A 24,503-nucleotide genomic window follows, 5' to 3' on the forward strand; every position below is an offset into this window, starting at 1 on the left:
GAATGGCGGGAGCGCCCAAGGGGCCATGGAGTGCCGACAGGGTCAAGGGAAGAGCGGAGGGAAAGCTGGACGCATCGCCCCGCCCCTGCCCTACTCCGCCGGTGTCCCGTGGCGATGGCCGTGGCGCACCTTCTCGCCGGTCACGTCCTCGACCCACAGGGAATGGTGCTCGCGCGCCCATTGCAGTTCGACCTGCCCGTCACCCATGGCGTCGAAGGCGCCCTCCATGCCGATGGAGCCGATGTAGATGTGCGCCAGGATGATGGCGATCATGATCACGGCAATCGCCGCATGGGCCAGCTGGAAGAGTTGCATCTCCTCCAGCGTGGCGAAGCTGAAGGGGAAGATCAGCTGCACGCCGGTGAAGCCCAAGGCCGCACCGCCGACGACGGTGGACCAGAAGATCACCTTCTGGCCGCCGTTGAACTTGTGCGCCGGCGGGTGGACGCCCTTGGAGAACAGGCCGCCCGCCTTCAGGAACCAGGTCAGGTCATGGCGCGACGGGATGTTGTGGTGCACCCACAGGACGAAGATCAGCGCCACGCCCAGGATGAAGGCGAATCCTAAGAAGTTGTGCGCCAGCTTGCCGTAATGGGTCAGCGCGGCGAAGGGTTCCGGCCCGATCAGCGGTAGCAGCGTGTGCCGGCCGTACAGGACATTCAGGCCGGAAATGGCGAGCACGACGAAGCTGCCGGCGGTCATCCAATGCACGCCGCGCTCGAAGGCGTTGAAGCGCTGGATGGTGCGGCCGGTCTTCTCGCCGTCGATGCGGATGCGGCCGCGGACCAGGAAGAACAGGGCCAGCAGGGCCAGGATGCCGCCCAATACCCAGGACCCGTACTGGCTGAGCGGACCGTTGCGCACCGCGCGCCACGCCTCGCCTTCCGACTGGATCAGCACGCCGGCCTGCTTGTTGGGAATCGAGACGCTGCCCTGCTCGCCCAGGCGGATGGCGTGCCAGCTGTCGCCGCGGCTCTGGCCGGGGATCTGGGTCGGCACCATCGGACCGTCGCGGTCGACCTGCTGCTGCTCCGCCGGTCCGCCGATGCGGACGCTGGACTGGGCGGCGGCCGGCAGCGCCAGACCGCCGGCAAGCCCGATCCCGAGCAGCAGAGCGGCGGCAGCCGTCTTCATGCGATGACCTTCCATCGGACGCTCCCTATCGCACACCCTGATAGGCGGTGCGCTGTTGCAGCGCACGCACCTGTTCGGCGCTCAACGGCGTGTCGGCCGCGCCCTGGTAGACGCCCTTGTCCAGATGAACCGGGCGCGGCGCCCCGTCCTCCTGGCAGCCGGCCAGCAGGACGACGGCGCCGAACGCCAGCAGCATCGAGCGTGTCACCGTCACAGCCCCTGCTTCTGCACAGGGATTCCGCCGGCCGGACCGCCGGTGCCCTGGAACAGCGAGCCGCCGGGCTGGCCGCGCTCCTGGCCCGATTTGGTCTGGTAGGCGGTGCCCCAGCCCCAGGCGCCGGAGCCGAAGCCGCGGGCGGCGACGCGCTCGCGGTAGATGTCCGACACCTTGTCGGCGTCGCCAGCCAGCAGCGCCTTGGTCGAGCACATCTCGGCGCAGAGCGGCAGCTTGCCTTCGGCCAGACGGTTGCGGCCGTACTTCTTGAACTCGGCTTCCGAATTGTCGGGCTCGGGACCGCCGGAGCAGAAGGTGCACTTGTCCATCTTGCCGCGGGTGCCGAAGTTGCCGGCCTGCGGATATTGCGGGGCGCCGAACGGGCAGGCGTAGAAGCAATAGCCGCAGCCGATGCACAGATCCTTGTTGTGCAGGACCACGCCTTCGTCGGTCTGGTAGAAGCAGTCGACCGGGCAGACCGCCTTGCAGGGCGCGTCGGAGCAATGCATGCAGGCGACCGAGATCGTCCGCTCCCCCGGCTTGCCGTCGTTGATGGTCACGACACGGCGGCGGTTGATGCCCCAGGGGATCTCATGCTCGTTCTTGCAGGCGGTGACGCAGGCGTTGCACTCGATGCAGCGCTCGGCGTCGCACAGGAATTTCATCCGGGCCATGGTTCAAACTCCCGTGCGTCAGGCCGCCTGGATGCGGCAAAGGGTGGTCTTGGTTTCCTGCATCTGGGTCACCGAATCGTAGCCGTAGGTGGTCGCCGTGTTGGCGGCCTCGCCCAGCACGATCGGGTCGGCCCCGGCCGGGTATTTGGAGCGCAGATCCTGCCCCTGATACACGCCGCCGAAATGGAAGGGCATGAAGGCGACGCCGCGGCCGACACGCTCGGTCACCATGGCCTTGACCTTCACCTTGCCCTTCTCCGGGCCTTCGACCCAGACCAGCTGGCCGTCCTTGACGCCGGCATTGTTGGCGTCGAACGGGTTGATCTCGACGAACATGTCCTGCTGCAGCTCGGCCAGCCAGGGGTTGGACCGCGTCTCGTCGCCGCCGCCCTCATACTCGACCAGACGGCCGGAGGTGAGGATGATCGGATACTCCTTCGACACGTCGCGGTCCTGGATGGACTTGTAGAGCGTCGGCACGCGCCAGGACTTGGTGTCCTTGTAGGTCGGATAGCTGGCGACCAGATCGCGGCGCGGGGTGTAGAGCGGCTCGCGGTGGATCGGAACCGGGTCCGGGAAGTTCCAGGCGACGCAGCGGGCCTTGGCGTTGCCCGGCGGGTTCAGGCCGTGCTTGATCGCCACGCGCTGGATGCCGCCGGACAGGTCGGTGGTCCAGGACACCGCGCCGATCTTGTCGCCGCCGATCTTCTGGATGACCGCCAGTTCCTCCGGCGTCAGGTCCGCGTCGAAGCCCAGCTTCTGGAGCATCGCCATGGTGACTTCCGGATAGCCGTCCTTGATCTCCGACCCTTCCGGATAGGAGCCCTCGGCCAGCAGCGTCATGCCGTTGCGCTCGACGCCGAAGCGGGCGCGGAAGGCGCCGCCGCCCTCTGCCACCGGCAGCGAGGTGTCGTAGAGGTTGGCGGAGCCCGGATGCTTCATCTCCGGCGTGCCCCAGCACGGCCAGGGCAGGCCGAAATAATCGCCGTCGCACGGGCCGCCGACGGCGCGCAGCGTCGCCTTGTCGAAGGTGGCCTGATGCTGCATGTGCAGCTTGAGGCGCTCCGGCGACTGGCCGGTGTAGCCGACCGACCACATGCCGCGGTTCCATTCGCGGGTGATGTCCTCGATCGACGGCTCGTTCCCGTTGACCTTCACGTTCTTGACCAGATCCGCCGCGAAGCCGAACTTCTTGGCGAAGAGATACATGATCTCGTGGTCGGTCTTCGATTCGAACAGCGGCTCCATGATCTTGTCGCGCCATTGGACCGAGCGGTTGGACGCGGTGGCGGAGCCGGAGGTCTCGAACTGGGTCGCGGCCGGCAGCAGGTAGAAGTTGTCCTTGCGGTCGGGCAGCACCGCCGTCATCGTCGGGTACGGATCGACGACGACCAGCAGCTCCAGCTTCTCCATCGCCTTCTTCATGTCGGGCAGACGGACCTGGCTGTTCGGCGCGTGGCCCCAGAAGACCATGCCCTTGACCGGGTTCGGCTGGTCCAGATTCTCCTTGGCTTCCAGCACGCCGTCGAACCAGCGCGACACCGGGATGCCGGTGCTCTCCATCAGCGCCTTGGAGCCGAAGCGCTTCAGGATGCCGTCATAGGGGAGATCCCAGACGCGCGCCCAGTGGCGCCACGCGCCCTCGGCCAGGCCGTAATAGCCGGGCAGGCTGTCGGAGGTGACGCCGAAGTCGGTGGCACCCTGGACGTTGTCGTGGCCGCGGAAGATGTTGGTGCCGCCGCCCGACACGCCGACATTGCCCAGCGCCAGTTGAAGCACGCAATAGGCGCGGGTGTTGTTGTTGCCGATGTGGTGCTGGGTGCCGCCCATGCACCAGACCAGCGTGCCCGGACGGTTGGAGGCCAGCGTGCGGGCGACGCGGTGCAGCTGCGAGCCCGGAACGCCGGTGACGCGCTCCACCTCTTCCGGCGTCCATTTGGCGACCTCGGCGCGGATGTCGTCGAAGCCGTAGACGCGCTTGGCGATATAGTCCTTGTCCTCCCAGCCGTTCTGCAGAACGTGCCAGAGGATGCCCCAGACCAGCGCCACGTCGGTGCCGGGACGGAAGCGGATATATTCGTTGGCGTGGGCGGCGGTGCGGGTGAAGCGCGGATCGGCGACGATCAGGGGAGCGGCGTTCTGCTCCTTCGCCTTCAGCACATGCATCATGGCGACGGGATGCGCCTCGGCGGCGTTGGAGCCGATGAAGAACAGCGCCTTCGACTTCTGGATGTCGTTGTAGCTGTTCGTCATGGCGCCGTAGCCCCAGACGTTCGCCACGCCGGCCACGGTGGTGGAGTGGCAGATGCGCGCCTGATGGTCGACGTTGTTGGTGCCCCAGAGTGCCGCGAACTTGCGGAACAGATAGGCCTGCTCGTTGCTGTGCTTGGCCGAGCCGAGCCAGAACACCGAATCCGGGCCGGACTGCTCGCGGATCGCCAGCAGCTTGGAGCCGACCTCCTCGATGGCCTGGTCCCAGGAAATCCGGGTCCACTTGCCGTCGACCATCTTCATCGGGTAGCGCAGGCGGCGCTCGCCATGGGCGTGCTCGCGCACCGAAGCGCCCTTGGCGCAGTGCGAGCCGAGGTTGATCGGGCTGTCGAAGCCGGGCTCCTGCCCGATCCAGACGCCGTTCTGCACCTCGGCCACCACGGTGCAGCCGACAGAGCAGTGGGTGCAGACCGACTTGACCTGCTTGACAGGCGCGCCGGCGACGGCGGCCGCGGTGGCGGCGTCGGCCTTCTTCACCATGCCGAAGGGGATGGCGGAGGCCAGCGCGGCGCCGCCTGCGGCGATGCCGGAGGTGCGCAGGAAGGCGCGGCGGTCCACCGTGACGCCGGTGGCGGTCGCCAGCGTCTGGGTGAGCGTACGGGCGAGGTGGCGGCCGCCGGAGGTGGCCGAGCTTTTCTTGATGAGCATCGGGGCGTTCCTCTTAGAAGCGGCTGACTTCGTAGACCTTCCGGACATGGTCGGTCTCGCGGTAGCCCGTGGAGGTCGTCTCTGCCGGCGCGGCCTCGGCCGGTCCGCCGGTGGCGGTCACGCCGGCGGCAACGGCACCCAGCGCGCCGACGCCGAGGCCGGCGGCGCGGAACAGGTCGCGACGGGCGAGCCCCTTGTCCGTGCTCTGCGTATCCTTGCCCTGTTTGACAGCTTCATCCGTGGCTTTGACCGCGTTCCGCGTCATGGCTTCGCTCCTCACTTCAGGCCGCAAGGTCGAAGGCGCGCGCCTCGACCGCCAGAAAACTCCGTCCGACCGCACCGACCGCCCGATAGAAGCGGGCCGACGGCGAGGTCTCCAAATCCGCAAAGAACCGCCCGGCCCAGGAACCGACGTGGCGGTCGAAGAAGGCCCGCTGCCCGTCGAGACCGACGGTGTCGCCGTCCTCCGGCGCGAACTCGCCGCCGATCAGGCCGGCCATCATCTCGCACAGGGCGGCGATGTGGTCCTCCGGCTCCGTCACGCCGTCGGCGCGGGCGATGCCCAGCCGCGCCATGGCGACGCGCAGCTCCGCCAGCGGCTTCTCGTTCAGGAAACCGGTCAGGTAGAAGGATCCGTAGGGGGTGCGCTCGCTGCCGCCGACGCCGATGAAGAGGGTGGTGAACTCGTCCTCCACCGCCGCCGGGTCGCTGTCGCGTGCCGCGTCGGCCAGCCGGTCGAGAGCCGCGCCGAACTCGCCGCCCTCCCCCGCGAGATCTCCCAGCGCAGTCAGGAACGCCGCATCGGGCGGGCGCGCGAACAGGCGCGCCAGCAGGGCATAGACCTGCGCACGGAACAGTTCTTCCTCCGCCACCGCGGGGGGGACGATGTGATCGACGGCGCTGGACACGTGCCGCAAACTCCTCCCGGAAACGCAAGACAGGGGCGTCGGCGTCCGCGGCCCCGCCGCGCGCCGTACTTGGAACCGACCCCTGCACCCCTTTTGATGCACCTGCGAAAAGCTGTTGCCTTACAGTGACTTAGCAATCCACAGACTGACAATAGAAGGACTGAACCTATCCTTTTGTCAACTAAGGACGCACCCGGAAGTGGGGGCAAATGAAACTTTATCGCGGCGCTATGCTCGCGCCGTCAGAGCGCCCCTTTGTTTTGAGGGAGTCTGTGCCGGCGCGACGATCCGTCGCATTTCGGGAGTGAATTTGCGAGGGAGGACTTGCTTTGGGGGCAAGCCCCCTCTCCCCCCGGGAGAGGGTCGGGGTGAGGGGGATGCGTTGCATGGAGAGATGGGGAGGTGAGGACTGCGCGCGGGTCGAATGGGTTCCGCTGTGCGTCCCCCTCACCCTAACCCTCTCCCCGGGGGGGAGAGGGGATCGGTGGTTGGGGAGTGGGAGTGTCGTCCGCCGTAATGACGTCGATATCCGCCACGGGGAGAGCCGGGGACTCCGCCCCCTCTGCCTCCTCGTCAAGCATGTCGAGGAAGCCCTTGCCGACGCGGTAGAGGGTCTTCACCGGCACCTCGCCGGTGAACAGGCTGGCATAATCGTCGGCGTAGTCCTTCAGCCCGTCGTCGTTGGCGTAGATCGGGTCGGACGTCCACAGCTTGCGCAGGGCCTGACGATGCAGATCCTCCGGCACCTCGGCGCGCAGGAAGGGTGTGAAGTCGGACTCGCCGGTCAGCTCCTCGATCGGCGGCAGGTCCTTCAGCGGATCGTCGGCCTCGGCCTCCGGCTGGGCGGTGCCGGCCGGGCCGTCTTCCGCCACAACGACGGGAAGCTCCGCAGCCTCCTCCACCTGCGGCGCAACGGCCGGCGGCAGCTCCGGCGGGGCCGGCTCCGGCTTGACCGCCGTGCGTTTCAGGCGCGACCAGCGCGACAGGAAGGCTTCGCCGCTCACCGCCGCCCCTCCTCCTTGTCGAAGTGGCGCTTGCGCTCGCGCTTGTGGAAGGGGACGTCGACATGGTGCTGCTCGACGAAGTCGCGAACCAGCGCGATCACCTCCGCCGGCATCGGCACCGTCTCCACCACGTCGGCCCCGATCTGATAGCCTTCGCCTTCATGGGCCGACGCGGTGACCGTGAAGGGCACCAGCTCGTCTCCGTCGGCACCAGAACCCGCACCGGGACGCATCACGACCCACAGCCGCGGCGGGTCCTGCGACAGGTTCAGGCGGTAGCCCTCGGTGTCGGTGCGGAACAGCTCCAGCGTCAGCGTGGCGGCGTGGCTGTGGCTCCAGCCGTCGCCCTCCATCAGCAGGCGGCCGGGCGGCTCGACCGGGCCGGCGCCGGGGATGACCGAAACCGGGCGCCAGCTCCAGTCGGCCCAGGCGGTGACGCCGCGGCGGCGCTCCACCACGATGCCCAGCGGCATGGTCTCGATGCGCTCAAGGGCTTGGGGAACGGGCTTGTCCGTCATGACGCATGTCCCGACGCCAGCAGGCGTTCCGCCTCGGCCAGATCCTCCGGCCGGTTGGTGTTGAAGAAGGGATCGACAGGATTGGCCGGATCGAGGGCGAAGTCGGCGATGGCCAGCCGGTGGCGGGCGGTCCAGGCATCGACCTTGCGGACGCCCTCCTCCACCATGGCGCGGCGCAGGTCGCCGGCCAGACGGATCGGCCACAGCCCGAAAACGGGATGCTCCTGCCCGCCCGACCGGGCGCAGGCGAGGTCGGCGCCCTCATGCTCCAGCGCCGCCACCATGCGGGTGACGAGGTCGCGCGGGATGAAGGGCGCGTCGGTGGCGAAGCTGGCGACCCAGGCGATGCCGGGGGCGGTGCCGCGCATCCACTCCATGCCGGTCAGCACGCCGGCGAGCGGCCCGGCATAGCCCTCCACCACATCGGCGGCGACCGGCAAATGGAGATGGGCGAAGCGCGCCGGGTCGCCGTTGGCGTTCAGCACCAGCGGTCCGACCTGCGGCCGGACGGTGGCGACGATGCGCTCCAGAATGCTGCGGTCGCCCAGCGGGCGCAGGCACTTGTCGCCGCCGCCCATCCGGCGCGACAGGCCGCCGGCCAGCAGGACGCCGCCGATATCCGGGTGAGCTGAATTAGTCGTCATCGCGGCTTCCCTTGCGTCCATGCCGGCGATCTTCGTCGTCGGCTCCCGCGGCGTCGGTGTCGAAGACCAGACGGTCGGTGCCGGCCAGCGCGATGAAGCGCCTGCCCTTGGCCCGGCCGACCAGCGTCAGGTTGGCCTGCCGCGCCAGTTGCACGCCCCAGGCGGTGAAGCCGGAGCGCGAAACCAGGATCGGAATGCCCATCTGCACCGTCTTGATGACCATCTCAGAGGTCAGGCGGCCGGTGGTGTAGAAAATCTTGTCCGACGCGGAAATGCCGTTCAGGTGCATGTAGCCGGCGACCTTGTCCACCGCATTGTGGCGGCCGACATCCTCCATATAGACCAGCGGCCGGTCTTCCTGGCACAGCACGCTGCCATGGATGGCCCCGGCCTCCAGATACAGGCTGGGCTGCAGGTTGATCTGCTTCGACAGCGCGTAGATCCACGAGGTGCGCAGCCGCACATCGGCCGGCAGGCTGACGGACTCGAAGGTTTCCATCACGTCGCCGAAGGCGGTGCCCTGGGCGCAGCCCGAGGTCAGCGTCTTCTTCTTCAGCTTGGCCTCGAAATCGGTCGCGCGCTCGGTGCGGACGACAACGGTCTCGGTCTCCTCGTCCACGTCGATGCCGGTGATGCGGTCGTCGCGCCGCAGCATGTTCTGGTTCAGCAGATAGCCGACGGCCAGACAGTCGGGATAGTCGCCGATCGTCATCATGGTGACGATCTCCTGCCCGTTCAGGTACAGGGTCAGCGGCCGCTCCACCGTCACGGCGGTCTCGATCTCGCGGCCGTCCTGGTCCAGGCCGCGGACGCGCTCGGTCAGCTTGGGATTCGCCGGGTCCGGCGCTATGGTGAATGTCTTCAGGCTCATGGTCGGGCTCATGCGCGCGAGTGTGGGCGAGCGGCGTCCGTCGGACAAGCCCTCGCCGAAGTGATTCGAACAGTGATTTGGACTTCATGCAGGATTTTTCCCAAGCCCTGGCCGTGGCTTTTTCCATGATCCTGTCGATGGACGACGCGCTGATGCGGATCGTCGGTCTGTCGCTGCGGGTCAGCCTGTCCGCCGTCGCCGTCGCCACGCTGATCGGCCTGCCGCTGGGCGCTGCCGTCGCGGCGCTCAGCTTTCCCGGCCGGCGGGCGGTCGCTGTCGCGCTGAACACCATGATGGGGCTGCCGCCGGTGGTGGTCGGGCTGGTGGTCTATCTGCTGCTGTCGCGCTCCGGCCCGTTCGGGGTGCTGGGCCTGCTGTTCACCCCGACGGCGATGATCGTCGCCCAGACGGTGATGATCGTGCCCATCGTCGCGTCGCTCTCCCGCCAGACGGTAGAGGATCTGCTGGTCGAATATGACGACCTGCTGCGCGTCACCGGAGCAAGTCCCATAAGGCGCCTGACCACCCTGCTGGCGGAGGCGCGCTGGAGCCTCGTCACCACCGTGCTGGCCGGTTTCGGCCGCGCCTCGGCGGAGGTTGGGGCGGTGATGATCGTCGGCGGCAACATCGAGCACGTCACCCGCGTCATGACCACCGCCATCGCGCTGGAGACCAGCAAGGGCGACCTGCCGATGGCGCTGGGGCTGGGGCTGGTGCTGATGACCCTGTCGCTGGCGGTGAACCTCGCGGCATCGCTGCTGAAGGAGACGGCGGCCAGACCGGCCTGATGGCGGGGGCCGGCACGAACCGGAAAAAGCAGGCCGAACCTTTGCACCCGCGGCCCGACTGCGCTATGTCAGCAAGACAACAACGATGTGGGAGGAATTGAGGGATGCTGCGCCGTTCATTCGTGCTGGGCTTTGCCGCCGCCGTAGCCGTGGCCGGTCTGGTCCAGGTCGCCGCCCCGTCGGCAGCATCGGCCGCCGACCGTTTCATCACGGTGGCCTCCACCACCTCGACCGAGGATTCGGGCCTGTTCGGCTCGCTGCTGCCGAAATTCACCGCCAAGACCGGCATCGAGGTGCGGGTCGTCGCCAAGGGAACCGGCCAGGCCATCGACCTCGCCAAGCGCGGCGACGCCGACGTGCTGTTCGTCCACCACAAGCCGTCGGAGGACAAGTTCGTCGCCGAGGGCTTCGCCACCGTGCGCAAGCCGGTGATGTACAACGACTTCGTCATCGTCGGCCCGTCCAGCGACCCGGCCGGCGTCAAGGGCAGCAAGGATGTCGCCCAGTCCCTGTCGAAGATCGCCGGGGCCAAGGCGCCCTTCGTGTCGCGCGGCGACGACAGCGGCACGCACAAGGCCGAACTGTCCTTGTGGAAGACCGCCAACCTCGACCCGGCCAAGTCGGAAGGTGGCTGGTACCGTTCCATCGGCCAGGGCATGGGCCCGACGCTGAACACCGCCGCCGCGATGAACGGCTATGCCCTGACCGACCGCGGCACCTGGCTGAACTTCAAGAACCGCGGCCCGCTGACGGTGCTGGTCGAGGGCGACAAGCGCCTGTTCAACCAGTATGGCGTGATGCTGGTCAACCCAGCCAAGTTCGCCCATGTCAAGGCGGCCGACGGCCAGACCTTCGTCGACTGGCTGGTCTCCGCCGAAGGGCAGAAGGCCATCGCCGACTACCAGATCAACGGCGAGCAGCTGTTCTTCCCGAACGCCAACGAACCGGGGGCGTAAGAAGCGGCGGCTTCCCGCGATCCTGCCGTCCGGAAGGGTCGCGGGAACCGTCCAGCCGGCGTTTGTCCGGATCGCCCCTGACAAGATTCCCATTCCCATCGCCCTGCATTCCCCCATATGAGTGTCCTCAGGCCAGGGGCGTCAGCCCCAAGCGACAGGAGTTTTGGGGACGATGAAGATCGGCGAACGGACGGTGCTCGTCTGCGACTGCGCGCACAGCATCGCGCTGGACGGGACGGCCCTGGGCAAGGCTTGCGGCGAGGGCGCCGCCGCCACCGTGCACACCCAGCTCTGCCGGGCGCAGCTCGACCGTTTCGAGGCGGCGGTCGCCGCCGGCCAGCCTCTGCTGGTCGCCTGCACCCAGGAAGCACCGCTGTTTGCCGAGATCGCGGCGGAAGTAGCACCCGACACCGACCTGACCTTCACCAACATCCGCGAGCGCGCCGGCTGGTCGGACGAGGGCGCCCAGGCGCTGCCGAAAATCGCGGCGCTGCTGGCCGAGGCCGCCCTGCCGATCCCGCCCACCGGTGCGCTGACCCTGACCTCCCAGGGCACCTGTCTGGTCTATGGCAACGACGAGCGCGCCATCGAGGCGGGCCGGGAACTGGCCAAGCGGCTGGACGTCACCGTCCTGCTGACCAGCGCCAGGGACATCCCGCCACCGCCGGTGATGGACGCGGCGATCTTCCGCGGCCGAATCCGCAGCGCCCGCGGCTGGGTCGGCGCCTTCGAGATCGTGGTGGACGACTACGCCCCGGCCCTGCCCTCCTCCCGCGGCGCTCTGGGCTTCGAGCCGGTGCGGCAGGGGGCGTCGGCCCGCTGCGACCTGATCCTCGATTTGACCGGCGGCACGCCGCTGTTCCCCGACCACAAGCGCCGCGACGGTTATCTGCGGCCCGATCCCAACAGCCCGGCGCAGGTCGCCAAGGCGCTGCTGGACATCGCCGATCTGGTCGGCGAGTTCGAGAGGCCGCGCTTCGTCGACTTCAAGGCCGATCTCTGCGCCCATTCGCGCAGCCGCAAGACCGGCTGCACCCGCTGCCTGGACGTCTGCCCGACCGGGGCGATCACGCCGAACGGCGACCATGTCGCCATCGACCCGCATGTCTGCGCCGGCTGCGGATCCTGCGCCGCGGTCTGCCCGACCGGTGCCGCGACCTACGCCCTGCCGCCGGCCGCCACCGTCTATGAGCGGCTGCGGACTCTGCTGGCCACCTACCGCAAGGCCGGTGGTGCTGCACCGGCGCTGCTGATCCACGATCCGCGCCATGGCGACGCGCTGGTCGGCATGATGGCGCGGCATGGCCGTGGCCTGCCGGCCCGCGTGCTGCCTTTCGCGCTGAACGAGGTGACGCAGGTCGGATTCGACCTGTTCGCCCTGGCGCTGGCCTATGGCTGCACCCATGTCCGGTTGCTGACCGGGCCGGAGAACGAAGGCGAGACCGCCGGCCTCGCCTCGCAGATCGGGTTGGCGGAGGCCGCCTTCAGCGGGCTCGGCTACGGCTCCGGCCGGGTGGCGGTGATCGACGCCGCCGATCCCGACGCGGTGGCGGACGAGCTGTGGGCCCTGCCCGCCGCCCTGCCCGCCGACGCGGTCGAGGCGGGAATGTTCCTGCCGATGGGGCCGAAGCGCACGGTCACCATGCTGGCGCTGCGCCATCTGCACAAGGCCGCCCCGGCTCCGGTGGAGGTTCTGCCCCTGCCGCCGGGCGCGCCCTTCGGCCGGGTGTCGGTGGATGTCGAAGGCTGCACGCTGTGCCTGTCCTGCGTCGGCGCCTGCCCGACCGGCGCGCTGCTCGACAATGCCGACAAGCCGATGCTGTCCTTCGCCCAGGACGCCTGCGTGCAGTGCGGCCTGTGCAAGACCACCTGCCCGGAGAAGGTCATCTCCCTGGTGCCCGAGATCGACTTCCGCGACCAGGCCCGCGGTGCCGCGGTGGTGAAGGAGGAGGAGCCCTTCTGCTGCGTGTCCTGCGGCAAGCCCTTCGCCACCAAATCCTCCATCGAGAAGATCGTGACGACGCTGGCGGGCAAGCACTGGATGTTCGCCACGCCGGAGGCCGCCAACCGCATCCGCATGTGCGAGGACTGCCGGGTCCGCGACCAGTTCGAACGCGGCAACGAGCCCTTCGCCCTGGGCCAGCGGCCGGTGCCGCGCACCACCGACGACGACCTGCGCGAACGCGAGGAGGCCGAACGGAACGCACAACCGGCGGCGGTGCGGCAAAAGCTGATGTGACGCCGAGACCCCTTGATCGTCGTCAAAGTCGGCATACCGTGATGTGGAATACGCTCCCGTCACCGTTGCACATGGTGCGTGTGGCGAACATATACTGTGGCTGCCCGTCAGTGGCCGCCCCTGGAGTCCAGCGATGACCAACCCTGTGTCCGAAGCCTTGCCGTCAGCCGCCATCGCTCCGCTGGTCGACCCGTTCGGCCGCAAGGTGGAGTATCTGCGCGTGTCGGTGACCGACCGCTGCGACCTTCGCTGCGTCTACTGCATGGCCGAGGACATGAGCTTCCTGCCGAAGGCGGAGGTGCTGACGCTGGAGGAGCTGGACCGGCTGTGCAGCGCCTTCGTCAAGCTGGGCACGCGCAAGCTGCGGCTGACCGGCGGCGAGCCGCTGGTGCGGCGCGACGTGATGCGGCTGATCCATTCGCTGGGCCGCCACATCAAGTCGGGCGACCTCGACGAGCTGACGCTGACCACCAACGGCACCATGCTGTTCAAGCATGCCGCCGGGCTGTATGAGGCCGGGGTGCGGCGGATCAACGTGTCGCTCGACACGCTCGATCCGCACAAGTTCCAGGCCATCACCCGCTGGGGCAAGCTGGACAAGATCCTGGGCGGCATCCAGGCGGCCAAGGACGCCGGGCTGAAGATCAAGATCAACACGGTGGCGCTGAAGGGCGTCAACGACGACGAGATCCACCGCATGGTGGCCTGGTGCGGCGAGCAGGGCTTCGACCTGACCTTCATCGAGGTGATGCCGATGGGCGACATCGGCGAGGGTGCCCGGCTCGACCAGTATTGGCCGCTGACCATGCTGAAGGCCGAGTTGCAGACGCGCTGGACCCTGACCGAGAGCGACCACCGCACCGGCGGCCCCGCCCGCTATGTCCGGGTGGAGGAGACCGGCCAGCGCGTCGGCTTCATCACGCCGCTGACCCATAATTTCTGCGAAAGCTGCAACCGCGTGCGGCTGACCTGCACCGGCACGCTCTACATGTGCCTGGGCCAGGAGGACGCCGCCGACCTGCGCACGCCGCTGCGCGTCAGCGACGAGGACGGCCCGCTGATCGATGCGGTGCGCGAGGCGATCACCCGCAAGCCCAAGGGCCACGACTTCATCATCGACCGCCGCCACCAGGGTCCGGCCGTCGGGCGGCACATGAGCGTCACCGGGGGGTGAGGGACTGAAATCCCGCAGGTCCGATCAGCAACCAAGAGCGAGCACCGCCATGCCCCTGCCCTTCCTGACCGGACTGCGCGTCATCGACCTTGGGCAATATCTGCCCGGCCCCTATGCGGCACAGCTTCTCGGCGACCTGGGCGCCACGGTGGTCAAGGTGGAGCCGCCGGGGGGCGATCCGCTGCGCCGGCTCGGACCCGCCGACAGCGACGGCACCACCGCCGCCTACAAGCTGCTGAACGCCGGCAAGACCGTCATCCGCATCGACCTGAAATCGGCCGAGGGACGCGCGGCGCTTGAAGGGCTGCTGGCGAAGGCCGACGCGCTGATCGAGAGCTACCGGCCGGGCGTGATGGACAAGCTGGGGCTGGGCCGCGGGCGGCTGCGGGAGATCAACCCGCGGCTGGTCCATGCCAGCCTGTCGGGCTGGGGCTATGACGGCCCCTATGCGGCGCGGGCCGGGCACGACCTGAACTATATGGCGGTCGGTGGCGGGCTGGATGCCTCCGGGCTGCCGGACCGGCCGGTGATCAGTTACCTGCCGGTCGCCGATTTCGCCTCGGCCCAACAGACGGCGCTGGCGGTGGCGGGCGCGCTGCTGGGGCGGGAACGGACGGGAGAGGGCTGTTTCCTCGACCTGTCGATCATGGAATCGGTGCTGGGCTGGCAGGGCATGACCCTCACCGCGGCGGCGCGCGGCACCCTGCCGAAGCGCGGCGAGGCTCTGCTGTCGGGCGGGGCCGCCTGCTACCGCATCTACCGCACCGCCGACGGCCGCTTCATCACCCTGTCGGCACTGGAGGCCAAGTTCTGGGCCGGCTTCTGCGAGGCGGTCGGCCGCCCCGACTGGATCGCCCGGCAGGAGGATCCCCTGCCCCAGACCGCCCTGACAGCGGAGCTGGAAGCGCTGTTCGCCGGCCGGACGCTGGCGGAGTGGAAGGCGCTGCTCGATCCGGTCGACTGCTGTTTCGAGGCCGTGCCGGAGCTGGCGGAGGTCCACGACCATCCGCACGTCGCCGCCCGCGGGCAGGTCCGCGTCTCGGCCGGCCCGGAGCCTCTGGTGGAGACATTGATGGGCCTGCGGGTCGACGGCGCTCCGCCGCCATCCCGCGCACCGGTGCAGGAGAGCGACGCCGCGGCGGTGTTGGCCGGCTGGGAATAGGCCTCAGCCCTCCCGCCGGTAGGGCGACAGTTCCTCGTCCAGCGCGTCGATCTCCGCCTCCACCGCCGGACGTTCCTGCTTGAGATAGCGGTCCACCGCCCGGCGGAAGCCGGGGTCTGCGATCCAGTGCGCGCTGTAGGTCGGCACCGGCAGGTAGCCGCGCTGGATCTTGTGCTCGCCCTGCGCACCGGCCTCGACCCGCGCCAGCCCGCGCTCGATGGCGAAATCCAGCGCGCGGTAATAGCACGCCTCGAAATGCAGGAAGCGGTAGCTCCCGTCGGAGCCCCAGTTGCGGCCGTACAGCGCATCGTCGCCCAGCAGGTTGAGCGCGCCGGCCACCCACTCCCCGCCATCCTCGCACATCACCAGAACCACCCGGTCGGCCATGGTCCGGCCCAGCAGGTCGAAGAAGCGGCGGTTGAGATAGCCGCCGCCCCATTTGCGGTCGGCGGTCTCCAGATAGAAGCGGTGGAAGGCATCCCAATGCTCCGGCTTCAGGTCGTCGCCGGTCAGGGTGTGCAGCCGCACGCTGCTTTCGGCCACCTCGCGCCGCTCCTTGCGGATCGCCTTGCGCTTGCGGGAGTTCAGCGCCTCCAGGAACTCGTCGAAACTGCCATAGCCGCGGTTGTGCCAGTGATACTGCACGCCAAGCCGTTGCAGCCACCCCGCCTGACCCAGCCGGTCCCAGTCGGCCCGCTCCGGGAAGGTGACGTGGGCGGAGGAGACGCCATAGCGCTCCGTCACCTGCTCCAGCGCCGCGACCAGCGCATCGGCGACCGCCTCGGACTGCGGTCCGGGCGCCACCAGCAGCCGCGGACCCGGCACCGGGGTGAAGGGCACCGCCACCTGAAGCTTGGGGTAATAGCCGCCGCCCGCCCGCTCGAAGGCGTTGGCCCAGGCGTGATCGAACACATACTCGCCGTAGGAATGGCTTTTCAGATAGGCCGGCACCGCGCCGACCATGCGGCCGGAACCGTCGAAGGCGGCAAGATGGCTGGGCTGCCAGCCGGACTTCCCGCACGCCGATCCCGAATCCTCCAACGCCAGAAGGAAGGCGTGGGAGAGGAACGGGTTGCCGGGACCGGCGCAGGCGTCCCAGCCCTGCTGGTCCGCCTCGTCGATCCCGGTCAGAACCTTGACGGTGATGGCATCGTTGCCGTCGGGCATGCATGCGTCTCCTTGAACGATGGCAAGGAGGTAGGCTTCATGCCGCAAGACAGCAAGGCACCGCCGCCGCCCTGGCCGCCGCCCCGGCGCCCATCGGGCCGCTGCCGTCAGGCCACCTCGATGATCGCATCGACCTCGACCGCGACGTTGCCGGGCAGCGACGGGGCGCCGACCGCGGCGCGGGCATGCTGACCGGCCTCGCCGAAGACGTCGCGCATCAGCTCTGACGCGCCGTTGATGACCAGCGGGTGGTCGTGGAAGTCGGGGCCGGAGTTGACGAAGCCGCCCAGCCGCAGCACGCGGGTGACGCGGTCGAGGTCGCCGCCCAGCGCGGCCTTGGCCTGGGCCAGGATGTTCAGCGCGCACAGGCGCGCGGCGTCCTTGCCCTGCTCCACCGTAAAGTCCTGGCCGACCTTGCCGACGAACTTGCGCTCGCCGTTCCAGACCGTCACCTGGCCCGAGATGTAAAGGGTGTTGCCCGAACGGGTGTAGGGCACATAGGCGGCCACCGGGGCGGCGGCCTGCGGCAACTCGATGCCCAGCTCCGCCAGGCGTGCGTCGATCCGACCGGTCATGATGCTTCTCCCTTCCCTGCTTTGGCCCGTGAAAGGGCCATGCGTTCGATGATTGGGACGTGGTTTGGAGCCCGACCATAGCCCTTGCCGATGGGGCAGTGGGAAGATTCTTGCCGCCCGGCATCCCGGCAGAACCGTCCGTGAGCGGCAAAAGATTCCGGGAAAGTTTTTCGGACACCCGGCCCGAACCTTTGGGCCCAACCCTGCCCTTTTTGCCGACCTATTTTTATTTCATAGTGAAATCAACAACTTATGGCATGACCGGACAGTTGGCACGGCGCTTGAAAGAGTGGTGTCAGGAAAACGCACGTTGCCTCGCCGGTCAAATGACCAGGGGCGGGGACAGCCTCAGAAGGAGACTAGGACCATGGCCGGAAATGTGACGCTGACCGCTTCGATGCGCACCAACCTGCTGCAGCTGCAGAGCACGCAGTCGCAGATCGACAAGAAGCAGAACATCCTGTCGACGGGTAACAAGATCAATTCGGCTCTCGATGGTCCCACCTCCTTCTTCGCTTCCAAGGGCCTGAACCAGCGTGCCGGCGACCTGTCCTCGCTGAAGGACGCGATGGGCCAGTCGATCAGCACCATCCAGGCCGCCGACAAGGGCCTGACCTCGATCGACTCGCTGGTCGACCAGGCCAAGGGCCTGACCACCGCCGCCTACGCGGCGCTCGGCAACGACGCCGCCTCCGTCGCCACCCGCAAGTCGCTCGCCGGCCAGTTCAACACGCTGAAGGACCAGATCGACAAGCTGGCCGCCGACAGCGGCTATCAGGGCAAGAACCTGATCAACGGCAACGGCATGAGCATGGACAGCACCAGCGCGTCCCGTGCCGCCGTCAACAGCATGACCGGCGTCGACAACGCCCGCGTCACCAACGTCATCTCGGCCGACACCTACTCGATCCGCGTCAAGGGCGACGGCTCGATCGAAGGCAAGACCGCCGACATCTCCAAGACCGAGAACGCGCACGGCTTCATCGGCCTGAAGCTGTCGGGCACGATGTCCGGCTCGACGGGCAGCTTCTCCGACGTCCAGATCGAGGTGCGCGGCGCCAACGGCCGTTCCCGCGACTTCATCGTGTCGGACGGCGACGAGAGCCGCACGATCTCCTACTTCGACAACACCCAGACCATCGAAGCGAAGCTGACGACGGCCGCGAAGACCGGTTCGGCGCAGGTGTCGACGGTGAATGTCGGCGGGACGATCGAAGAAGGCGACATCTTCACCATCACGGTGGAAGGCCAGTCCTTGCTTCGCGTCGGGCACCATCGTGTCCTTCACGGTCGACCGCCGCCTGCTGGAAGCGGCCAACAACCAGGGCAACGGCGTCTCGGTCATCGAGAAGAAGGTCGACCTGCAAATCCAGGTCACCAACTCCAACGGCGCCCAGGTCACCCGCGACGGCATGAACGAGAAGGGCGACGGCAAGCTGACGGGCGGCGAGCAGTCCTTCAACTTCGACAGCGGCACCGTCCGCATGGAAATCGACGCCAAGACGATCAAGCAGGCGGCTTCGGCCAACTGCTCGGCCAACATCGTCACCAAGCAGATTTCCGACGCCAACACGTCGAACGACATCACGGTCCAGCTGAACGAGCGCAACACGAACGCGATCACGGTGACCGCGGTCAACCTGTCGACCAGCGGCCAGGGCCTGCAGCTGGACGGCGCGCAGAACAGCTGGATGGACCGCTCCGACATCGACAAGGCGGTCGCCGGCCTGGATCACGCCAAGGCGACGATCCGCTCGGCCTCGCAGCAGCTGTCGACCAACCTGAACATCATCACGACCCGCGAGAGCTTCACCAAGGAGTTCAGCGACGTGCTGACGGAAGGCGCCAGCAAGCTGACGCTGGCCGACCAGAACGAGGAAGGCGCCAGCCTGCTGATGCTGCAGACCCGCCAGCAGCTGGGCACCATCGCCCTCTCGCTCGCCAACCAGTCGCAGCAGTCGATCCTGCGTCTGTTCTGATCCGGGACAGCGATCCGAAACATGGAAAGGGGCGCCCCCACCAGGGCGCCCCTTTCCGATTCCGGGCTTCCCAACTCCGGCAGGCGCGGGTCACCGCGGGCGCAGGCTCTCCGCGATCAGCGCACGGGCGTCGGCCGCCAGCGCAGCGCGGCCCTGGCCCCGCGTGTACATCATGTGACCGCCGGGATGCACCGTCACCGCGACCCGGCCACGTTCGCCCTCCGGCAGTTCCAGCCTCGACGCCACCCAGCGCGAGGCCATGTAGGGCGTGATCAGGTCGGTGCGGCCATGGACGATCAGCACCCGCAGCGCCGGCTGAAGGGTCAGTGCCGTTTGCAGCGCATCCACCGCGCTCGGCACCGACATGCGCGGCCACTCCCAGTTCCGGTTCACCCGGTCGCTGAGCAGCCGGTAGGGAGATTCGGTGCGCACCGCCAGCGCGTCGTGGGCATAGGCGGCGAAGGCCGTGCTGTAGGTCGGCACCGTCCCCTTCAGGAAGGGATCGAACGGCACGCGCGGCGCACCCGGATCGGGGTCGGGAGCGGTGAAGGTGCCGTCATAGATGCTGAGAATGCGGCCGCGGTCGCGCAGCAGCTCGCGGGTGAAGACACCCATCGGCACGCGCCCGCGCTGGCGCCGCACCGTCTCCACCGGCAGGCCGGTGATGCGCGCCACCTCGGCGAAGACGTCCCGAGCGTCATCGAGCCGCCCATAGTCGAGACCGGCCAGCCCGGTGAGATAGGGACCGAGGGCAAAGCGCTCCGCCGCCTCCGCCGCCTGTTCGGGCGTGCCGGAGGTGCGGCCGAGCGCGGCGGCGGACGCTGCCATCGACGGCAGCTTCCAGGCCGGGCCGAGGATGCCGTCCTCGTCGATGGCGGCGAAATCGACGACGGGGGAAACCAGGATCAGCCCGTTCACCGCAAGCCCGACCTGGTCGATCAGCTCGTCCGCCATCTTCGCGATGCGGAAACCGCCGTAGCTCTCCCCCGCCAGGAAGGCCGGCGACGACCAGCGGCCATTCCGGGTCAGCCAGAGCCGGACGATCTCGGCCATCGACCGCGCATCGCCGTCCACCGACCAGAAGCGCTTTTCCGTCTCGTCGGGCTTCACCGCGCGGCTGTATCCGGTGCCGACCGGATCGATGAAGACCAGATCGGTGAAGGCCAGCCAGCTGTCGGGATTGTCGACCAGCCGGGCCGGCGGCGGCGGCAGGGCCCCGTCGGGACCGAAGGCGACGACCTTCGGTCCGGCAGCGCCCAGATGCATGTAGGCCGACGCCGCCCCAGGGCCGCCGTTGAAGACGAAGGTGACCGGGCGCGGACCGGCGGCCGGCGTCTTGGGGTCGGCCGTGTAGGTCACCGTGAAGATGCGCGCCGCCAGCTCCTCCTTGGCGCCGTCGCGCAGCGGCAGGAACTCCGCCGTCGCGGTGTAGGCCAACGCACCGTCCGGCAGCGGCAGGCTGTGGCTGGTCACGCTGCGTTGCGAATCGAACCCCCGGAGGTCGTCCGTTTTCGAAGCATCGACCTTTGCGGTTTCGGATTTGGCCCCTTCCGGCTTGGCCCCTTCCGGCTTGGCTGCCGCCGATCCGGCGTGCTCCGGCCGATCCTGCTGGGCGCCGCCATCCGCATCGGCGGCGGACGCTGGCGCCAGCGGCGCAAGCAGCAGGGCCGGGAGCAAGGCTGTCGCCAGCAGACGTGACAGGCTGCTGCGGCGGCGGGACATGGGCAGGGGCAGGGGCAGGGGCAGGGGCAGGGGCTGCATCGGCAAATCCAAGGCGGTTTCCGGATCGGTTTCCGGGCTTCGCATATTGCGGTGGCGGCTTCGATCCGCAACCCGCACATTTTTGCGCAAGGCTTGCCCCGGCCGCCTTGCCGGGCTGACGGAAAAGCACATCTTGAGTAACCCAAAAAGGTAACATCTTTTAGGATAAAGTCCGATTATTGCCCATGCGGGCCAACTTCGACGGGATGCGCCGACATGTTCACTCCACGGCACGCCACGATCCGCACACGTTTGTTTCTCGGCTTCGGCGTGGTTCTTGTCCTTCTGATCAGCCTGACCGTCATCGGGGTCCGCGAGGTGCGGAAAATCGACGCCGACCTCACCCGGATCAACGAGGTCAACAGCGTCAAGCAGCGCTATGCCATCAACTTCCGCGGCAGCGTCCATGACCGGGCCATCGCCCTGCGCGACGTGGTGCTGACCACCGACCCGGCGACGCTGTCGCTGGTGCTGGCCGACATCGACCGGCTGGCGGCCTTCTACGAGGACTCCGCCAAGCCGCTCGACGCCATGTTCGCCGGCATGACCGACATCGAACCGGAGGAACGGCAGCTGCTGGCCGGCATCAAGGAGATCGAGGCGAAGAGCCTGCCGGCGATCAAGACGGTCATCGCCGCCCGCAAGGCGAACGACATGGCCGCGGCGCAGAAGGGGCTGATGCAGGACGCCCGCCCGGCCTTCACCGAATGGCTGAAGCGCATCAACGCCTTCATCGACCTGCAGGAGCGCAAGAACCAGACCATCGCCGCGCGGGCGCGCGACGTCGCCAAGGGCTTCCAGACGCTGATGCTGTCGCTGTGCGGTGCCGCCCTGCTGATGGCCGGCGCCTTCGGCCTGTGGACGGTGGCCGCCCTGCGTCCGCTGCGCCGCCTGACCAACGCCATGCTGACGCTGGCGCGCGGCGATCTGACCGTCACCGTCCCGGCATCGGATTCGAAGGACGAGATCGGGCAGATCACCGGTGCGGTCGAGGTGTTCAAGGCCAACGCGGTGGAAGCCGATGCCTTCCGCCGCCGTCAGGCCGAGGCGGAACATGCCGCCGAGGAGCGCAAGCGGGCCGAGATGGCCGCGCTGGCCGACCGGTTCGAGAACGAGGTGAAGGGCGTGGTCGACAGCGTCGCCTCCTCCTCCACCGAGGTGCGGGCGCTGGCGAAGTCGCTGGCGACCACCGCCGACCATACCGAGACCCAGGCGACCACCGTCGCCGCCGCGTCGGAGCAGGCATCGGTCAACGTCCAGACCGTGGCCGCCGCCGCGGAGGAACTGGCCGCCTCCATCTCGGAAATCGGCCGCCAGATCGGCGAAAGCAGCCGCAAGGCCAAGCAGGCCGCCGATCAGGCCGACGGCACCAACCGCATCGTCGACGGCCTGTCGTCCAAGGCCAACCAGATCGGCGACGTGGTGAACCTCATCAACTCCATCGCCGGGCAGACGAACCTGCTGGCGCTGAACGCCACCATCGAGGCGGCCCGCGCCGGCGAGGCAGGCAAGGGCTTCGCCGTCGTCGCCAGCGAGGTGAAGAGCCTCGCCAACCAGACCGCCAAGGCGACCGGCGACATTTCGCAGCAGATCGCCGAAATCCAGACGGCCACCGCCGACGCGGTGGAGGCGATCCAGAGCATCGCCGCCACCATCGGCGAGGTGAACATCATCGTCGGCACCATCGCCCAGGCGGTCGACGGACAGAACGCCGCCACCATGGAGATCGCCCGCAACGTCCAGCAGGCGGCAGCCGGAACCAACGAGGTCTCGTCCTCCATCGGCGGCGTGCTCCAGGCGGCGTCGGAAACCGGCAGCGGCGCATCGCGCCTGCTCTCCTCGTCCGGGGAACTGTCGAAGCAGGCGGAACTGCTGCACACCCAGGTGGACCGTTTCCTGGGCAGCGTGCGGGGCAAGGTCTGACGAAGCGCGCGAACGGCCGGGCGTTCGCGCAACATCCCGAAAAACCCCTATAGGACTCAGCGTATAAAATTGCCTATCCTGCACGGATGATGCGTCAATCCCATTTTGTGTACCAATGAAGGGTTGTGCAGATGTCCGTCCTGACCCTGTCCCGGAAATTGTCCCTGCTGCCTTTGTCCTTCGCTTTGGCCTTGCTGGTCGTGGGGGGCGTCGCCGTCTCGGCGCTCTCCGTCGTCGATGGTGCGAACCATCAGGTTCTGATCACGGGAGAAGCCCTGTCGAATCATCAGGCGGGCGACATGATGCACGACGCCCTGCGTGCCGACGTGCTTGCCGCTCTTCTCACCGGTCCGGACGGAGCGGACGCGGAGCGGGACGAGGTCCGCAAGGATCTCAAGGAACATGCCGACACGTTTCGCGAGGCGTTGCGCGCCAACCGGCTCCTTGCCCTGAGTCCCGCCATCGGCAAGGGGCTGGATGACCTGCTGCCCGAGATGGAGGAGTATATCCGGGCGGCGGAAGGGCTGATCGAAGTGGCCCTGCGCGACAGGGCGAAGGCGAAGGACGGGCTTGCCGGCTTTCTGGAGCGTTTCCATCGGCTGGAGGAGCGCAACGAAGCCCTGTCCACCTTGATCCGGGCGGAAAACCAGGCGAGCAACGGCAATTCGGCCAGCATCACGACCTACGCCTATGTGCTGATCGGCGTGGTGACCGCACTGGCCATCGGCGGATCGGCCCTGATGGCGCTGGGGATCGGCCGTTCGATCACCCGGCCGCTCGACCGCGCCGCGGACGGAATCGCCGAGATCGGACGCGGACGACGCGATGTTGCATTGAGGTATCCGGTGGACGATGCCATCGGCCGGGTGACCGCGGCCGTGATGCTGATGCAAAGCCAGGCGAGCGATCTCGACCGCCGCCGGAACGAGGAGGAGACGCGGCGGGACGGGGAGCAGCGCAAACTTGGCGCCCTGAACGACGCCACGGACCGCTTCACCCATCAGACCGAGATCATCCTGAGCGGGCTGGGCACCACCAGCGAGCAGCTTCAGTCCACCGCCGGCACGATGTCCGAGGACGCAGGCCGGGCGGCGGACGAGGTCGGTCATGTGCGCGGACATGCGGACACCGCGAGCCGCATCGTGAGCGACGCCGCCGCCGGCGCCGATGGGTTGGGAGCCCTTATCGACGAGGTGGGCCGCCACAGCAGGACGGCCACCCGGATGACCGCCGACGCCGTCCAGCGGACCGATGAAGCCGCGGGCCGCATCCGCGAACTGGCCGAGGCGTCGCGGCGGATCGGCGAAGTGGTCGGCCTGATCAATTCGATTGCCAGCCAGACCAACCTGCTGGCGTTGAACGCCACCATCGAGGCGGCGCGGGCCGGGGAGGCCGGCAAGGGCTTCGCCGTGGTCGCCGGCGAGGTCAAGAGCCTGGCGGGCCAGACCGCGCGTGCGACCGATGACATCCAAAGCCAGATCGCCGGCATCCAGACCATCGTGGACGAAGCGGTCCATGCCATGGACGGGGTTTCCCGGACGGTCGATGCGGCCCGCGACAGCGGGGCGGCCATCGCCGATGCGGTGTCGCGCCAATCGGACGCGGCGGAGGGCATCCTGCGGGCGATGAAGGACGGGGCGGACGCGGTGACGGCGATGTCCGGCATGCTGGGCGGCGTCCACGACGTCATTGTGCGGACCGACCGCACCGCCGGCGAATTGGCGGGGGCCGCGGCCAAGCTGCGCCGGGAGATGCAGCAGTTGCGGGCGGATGTCGACAGCTACACCCGCACCGTGCAGGCAGCCTGACGGCGGATGCCCGCCTGCTGCCGGGATGAGCGGGCAAGGATGGTCAGGAATTGCGAATCGCGCCCTCCCCCGCTACACAATGGGC

General features: G+C 68.3%; 20 protein-coding genes and 1 pseudogene. 8 read left to right on the top strand and 13 right to left on the bottom strand.

Features of this window, described 5'->3' with window-relative positions:
• Nucleotides 1–90: 90 nt before the first annotated feature.
• The 10 genes from CRT60_RS31565 to fdhD all read right to left on the bottom strand — a co-directional run bounded on the left by CRT60_RS31565 (nucleotide 91) and on the right by fdhD (nucleotide 8,886).
• On the bottom strand, nucleotides 91–1,134 hold the full coding sequence (locus CRT60_RS31565; protein WP_167421841.1) for a formate dehydrogenase subunit gamma: 1,044 nt from the start codon (nucleotides 1,132–1,134) through the stop codon (nucleotides 91–93).
• 25 nt (nucleotides 1,135–1,159) lie between these two features.
• Entirely contained in the window at nucleotides 1,160–1,342 is a 183-nt protein-coding gene (locus CRT60_RS35940) for a lipoprotein (protein ID WP_143273429.1), read from the bottom strand.
• A gap of 2 nt (nucleotides 1,343–1,344) precedes the next feature.
• Nucleotides 1,345–2,022 (bottom strand): formate dehydrogenase FDH3 subunit beta, encoded by a 678-nt coding sequence (fdh3B, locus tag CRT60_RS31570; RefSeq protein ID WP_098740373.1) that lies wholly within the window; start codon nucleotides 2,020–2,022, stop codon nucleotides 1,345–1,347.
• An 18-nt stretch (nucleotides 2,023–2,040) separates the two neighbouring features.
• On the bottom strand, nucleotides 2,041–4,941 hold the full coding sequence (locus CRT60_RS31575; RefSeq protein WP_098740374.1) for a formate dehydrogenase subunit alpha: 2,901 nt from the start codon (nucleotides 4,939–4,941) through the stop codon (nucleotides 2,041–2,043).
• A gap of 13 nt (nucleotides 4,942–4,954) precedes the next feature.
• Nucleotides 4,955–5,206 (bottom strand): formate dehydrogenase, encoded by a 252-nt coding sequence (locus tag CRT60_RS37360; RefSeq protein WP_244592863.1) that lies wholly within the window; start codon nucleotides 5,204–5,206, stop codon nucleotides 4,955–4,957.
• A gap of 16 nt (nucleotides 5,207–5,222) precedes the next feature.
• Entirely contained in the window at nucleotides 5,223–5,849 is a 627-nt protein-coding gene (locus CRT60_RS31585) for a TorD/DmsD family molecular chaperone (protein ID WP_098740375.1), read from the bottom strand.
• Nucleotides 5,850–6,301: 452 nt separating this feature from the next.
• On the bottom strand, nucleotides 6,302–6,853 hold the full coding sequence (locus CRT60_RS31590) for a DUF3306 domain-containing protein (RefSeq protein ID WP_098740376.1): 552 nt from the start codon (nucleotides 6,851–6,853) through the stop codon (nucleotides 6,302–6,304).
• A complete protein-coding gene (locus CRT60_RS31595; protein WP_098740377.1) occupies nucleotides 6,850–7,371 on the bottom strand; it encodes a DUF3305 domain-containing protein in 522 nt (173 codons plus the stop codon). Before CRT60_RS31595 ends, CRT60_RS31590 begins: the two co-directional genes overlap by 4 nt.
• Entirely contained in the window at nucleotides 7,368–8,015 is a 648-nt protein-coding gene (gene mobA, locus CRT60_RS31600; protein ID WP_098740378.1) for a molybdenum cofactor guanylyltransferase MobA, read from the bottom strand. Before mobA ends, CRT60_RS31595 begins: the two co-directional genes overlap by 4 nt.
• Nucleotides 8,005–8,886: a formate dehydrogenase accessory sulfurtransferase FdhD gene (gene fdhD / locus CRT60_RS31605; protein WP_098741125.1), complete on the bottom strand. Its 882-nt coding sequence runs from the start codon at nucleotides 8,884–8,886 to the stop codon at nucleotides 8,005–8,007. Before fdhD ends, mobA begins: the two co-directional genes overlap by 11 nt.
• A gap of 86 nt (nucleotides 8,887–8,972) precedes the next feature.
• Between fdhD and CRT60_RS31610 the strand changes: the two genes are divergently transcribed.
• The 5 genes from CRT60_RS31610 to CRT60_RS31630 all read left to right on the top strand — a co-directional run bounded on the left by CRT60_RS31610 (nucleotide 8,973) and on the right by CRT60_RS31630 (nucleotide 15,205).
• A complete protein-coding gene (locus tag CRT60_RS31610; protein ID WP_098741126.1) occupies nucleotides 8,973–9,674 on the top strand; it encodes an ABC transporter permease in 702 nt (233 codons plus the stop codon).
• 104 nt (nucleotides 9,675–9,778) lie between these two features.
• Entirely contained in the window at nucleotides 9,779–10,630 is an 852-nt protein-coding gene (locus CRT60_RS31615; protein WP_098740379.1) for an ABC transporter substrate-binding protein, read from the top strand.
• Between the two features lie 172 nt (nucleotides 10,631–10,802).
• Nucleotides 10,803–12,869 (top strand): 4Fe-4S dicluster domain-containing protein, encoded by a 2,067-nt coding sequence (locus CRT60_RS31620; RefSeq protein WP_098740380.1) that lies wholly within the window; start codon nucleotides 10,803–10,805, stop codon nucleotides 12,867–12,869.
• A gap of 133 nt (nucleotides 12,870–13,002) precedes the next feature.
• Entirely contained in the window at nucleotides 13,003–14,043 is a 1,041-nt protein-coding gene (moaA, locus tag CRT60_RS31625) for a GTP 3',8-cyclase MoaA (protein WP_098740381.1), read from the top strand.
• A 49-nt stretch (nucleotides 14,044–14,092) separates the two neighbouring features.
• The gene (locus tag CRT60_RS31630; RefSeq protein WP_098740382.1) at nucleotides 14,093–15,205 is read left to right on the top strand and encodes a CaiB/BaiF CoA transferase family protein; all 1,113 of its coding nucleotides are present in this window, start codon (nucleotides 14,093–14,095) and stop codon (nucleotides 15,203–15,205) included.
• A gap of 3 nt (nucleotides 15,206–15,208) precedes the next feature.
• Here the strand turns inward: CRT60_RS31630 and CRT60_RS31635 are convergent, their stop codons facing one another.
• Together CRT60_RS31635 and CRT60_RS31640 are read right to left on the bottom strand one after the other, a co-directional pair.
• Complete coding sequence (locus CRT60_RS31635) at nucleotides 15,209–16,372, bottom strand: GNAT family N-acetyltransferase (protein WP_098740383.1); 1,164 nt, start codon at nucleotides 16,370–16,372, stop codon at nucleotides 15,209–15,211.
• A gap of 107 nt (nucleotides 16,373–16,479) precedes the next feature.
• Nucleotides 16,480–16,947 carry a RidA family protein gene (locus CRT60_RS31640; protein ID WP_098740384.1) on the bottom strand — a complete coding sequence of 156 codons (468 nt, stop codon included), beginning with the start codon at nucleotides 16,945–16,947 and terminating at the stop codon, nucleotides 16,480–16,482.
• 367 nt (nucleotides 16,948–17,314) lie between these two features.
• Here CRT60_RS31640 and CRT60_RS31645 point away from each other — a divergent pair.
• Nucleotides 17,315–18,926, top strand: a pseudogene (locus CRT60_RS31645) (flagellin N-terminal helical domain-containing protein).
• Between the two features lie 90 nt (nucleotides 18,927–19,016).
• Here CRT60_RS31645 and CRT60_RS31650 read toward each other — a convergent pair.
• Entirely contained in the window at nucleotides 19,017–20,687 is a 1,671-nt protein-coding gene (locus tag CRT60_RS31650) for a S10 family peptidase (protein ID WP_244592864.1), read from the bottom strand.
• Nucleotides 20,688–20,903: 216 nt separating this feature from the next.
• Between CRT60_RS31650 and CRT60_RS31655 the strand changes: the two genes are divergently transcribed.
• Nucleotides 20,904–22,610, top strand: coding sequence for a methyl-accepting chemotaxis protein (locus CRT60_RS31655; RefSeq protein WP_098740385.1), 1,707 nt, complete (start codon nucleotides 20,904–20,906; stop codon nucleotides 22,608–22,610).
• A gap of 131 nt (nucleotides 22,611–22,741) precedes the next feature.
• Nucleotides 22,742–24,418 (top strand): methyl-accepting chemotaxis protein, encoded by a 1,677-nt coding sequence (locus CRT60_RS31660; RefSeq protein ID WP_098740386.1) that lies wholly within the window; start codon nucleotides 22,742–22,744, stop codon nucleotides 24,416–24,418.
• Nucleotides 24,419–24,503 lie beyond the last annotated feature (85 nt).

The sequence above is a fragment of the Azospirillum palustre genome (genome assembly GCF_002573965.1).
GTDB classification, from domain to species: Bacteria; Pseudomonadota; Alphaproteobacteria; order Azospirillales; family Azospirillaceae; genus Azospirillum; species Azospirillum palustre.

Coding starts and splice junctions, on each gene's coding strand:
- CRT60_RS31565 (WP_167421841.1), bottom strand. CDS start 1,134: ATGAAGACGGCTGCCGCCGCTCTGCTGCTCGGGATCGGGCTTGCCGGC.
- fdh3B (WP_098740373.1), bottom strand. CDS start 2,022: ATGGCCCGGATGAAATTCCTGTGCGACGCCGAGCGCTGCATCGAGTGC.
- CRT60_RS31575 (WP_098740374.1), bottom strand. CDS start 4,941: ATGCTCATCAAGAAAAGCTCGGCCACCTCCGGCGGCCGCCACCTCGCC.
- CRT60_RS37360 (WP_244592863.1), bottom strand. CDS start 5,206: ATGACGCGGAACGCGGTCAAAGCCACGGATGAAGCTGTCAAACAGGGC.
- CRT60_RS31595 (WP_098740377.1), bottom strand. CDS start 7,371: ATGACGGACAAGCCCGTTCCCCAAGCCCTTGAGCGCATCGAGACCATG.
- mobA (WP_098740378.1), bottom strand. CDS start 8,015: ATGACGACTAATTCAGCTCACCCGGATATCGGCGGCGTCCTGCTGGCC.
- fdhD (WP_098741125.1), bottom strand. CDS start 8,886: ATGAGCCTGAAGACATTCACCATAGCGCCGGACCCGGCGAATCCCAAG.
- CRT60_RS31610 (WP_098741126.1), top strand. CDS start 8,973: ATGCAGGATTTTTCCCAAGCCCTGGCCGTGGCTTTTTCCATGATCCTG.
- CRT60_RS31615 (WP_098740379.1), top strand. CDS start 9,779: ATGCTGCGCCGTTCATTCGTGCTGGGCTTTGCCGCCGCCGTAGCCGTG.
- CRT60_RS31620 (WP_098740380.1), top strand. CDS start 10,803: ATGAAGATCGGCGAACGGACGGTGCTCGTCTGCGACTGCGCGCACAGC.
- moaA (WP_098740381.1), top strand. CDS start 13,003: ATGACCAACCCTGTGTCCGAAGCCTTGCCGTCAGCCGCCATCGCTCCG.
- CRT60_RS31630 (WP_098740382.1), top strand. CDS start 14,093: ATGCCCCTGCCCTTCCTGACCGGACTGCGCGTCATCGACCTTGGGCAA.
- CRT60_RS31635 (WP_098740383.1), bottom strand. CDS start 16,372: ATGCCCGACGGCAACGATGCCATCACCGTCAAGGTTCTGACCGGGATC.
- CRT60_RS31640 (WP_098740384.1), bottom strand. CDS start 16,947: ATGACCGGTCGGATCGACGCACGCCTGGCGGAGCTGGGCATCGAGTTG.
- CRT60_RS31650 (WP_244592864.1), bottom strand. CDS start 20,687: ATGCAGCCCCTGCCCCTGCCCCTGCCCCTGCCCCTGCCCATGTCCCGC.
- CRT60_RS31655 (WP_098740385.1), top strand. CDS start 20,904: ATGTTCACTCCACGGCACGCCACGATCCGCACACGTTTGTTTCTCGGC.
- CRT60_RS31660 (WP_098740386.1), top strand. CDS start 22,742: ATGTCCGTCCTGACCCTGTCCCGGAAATTGTCCCTGCTGCCTTTGTCC.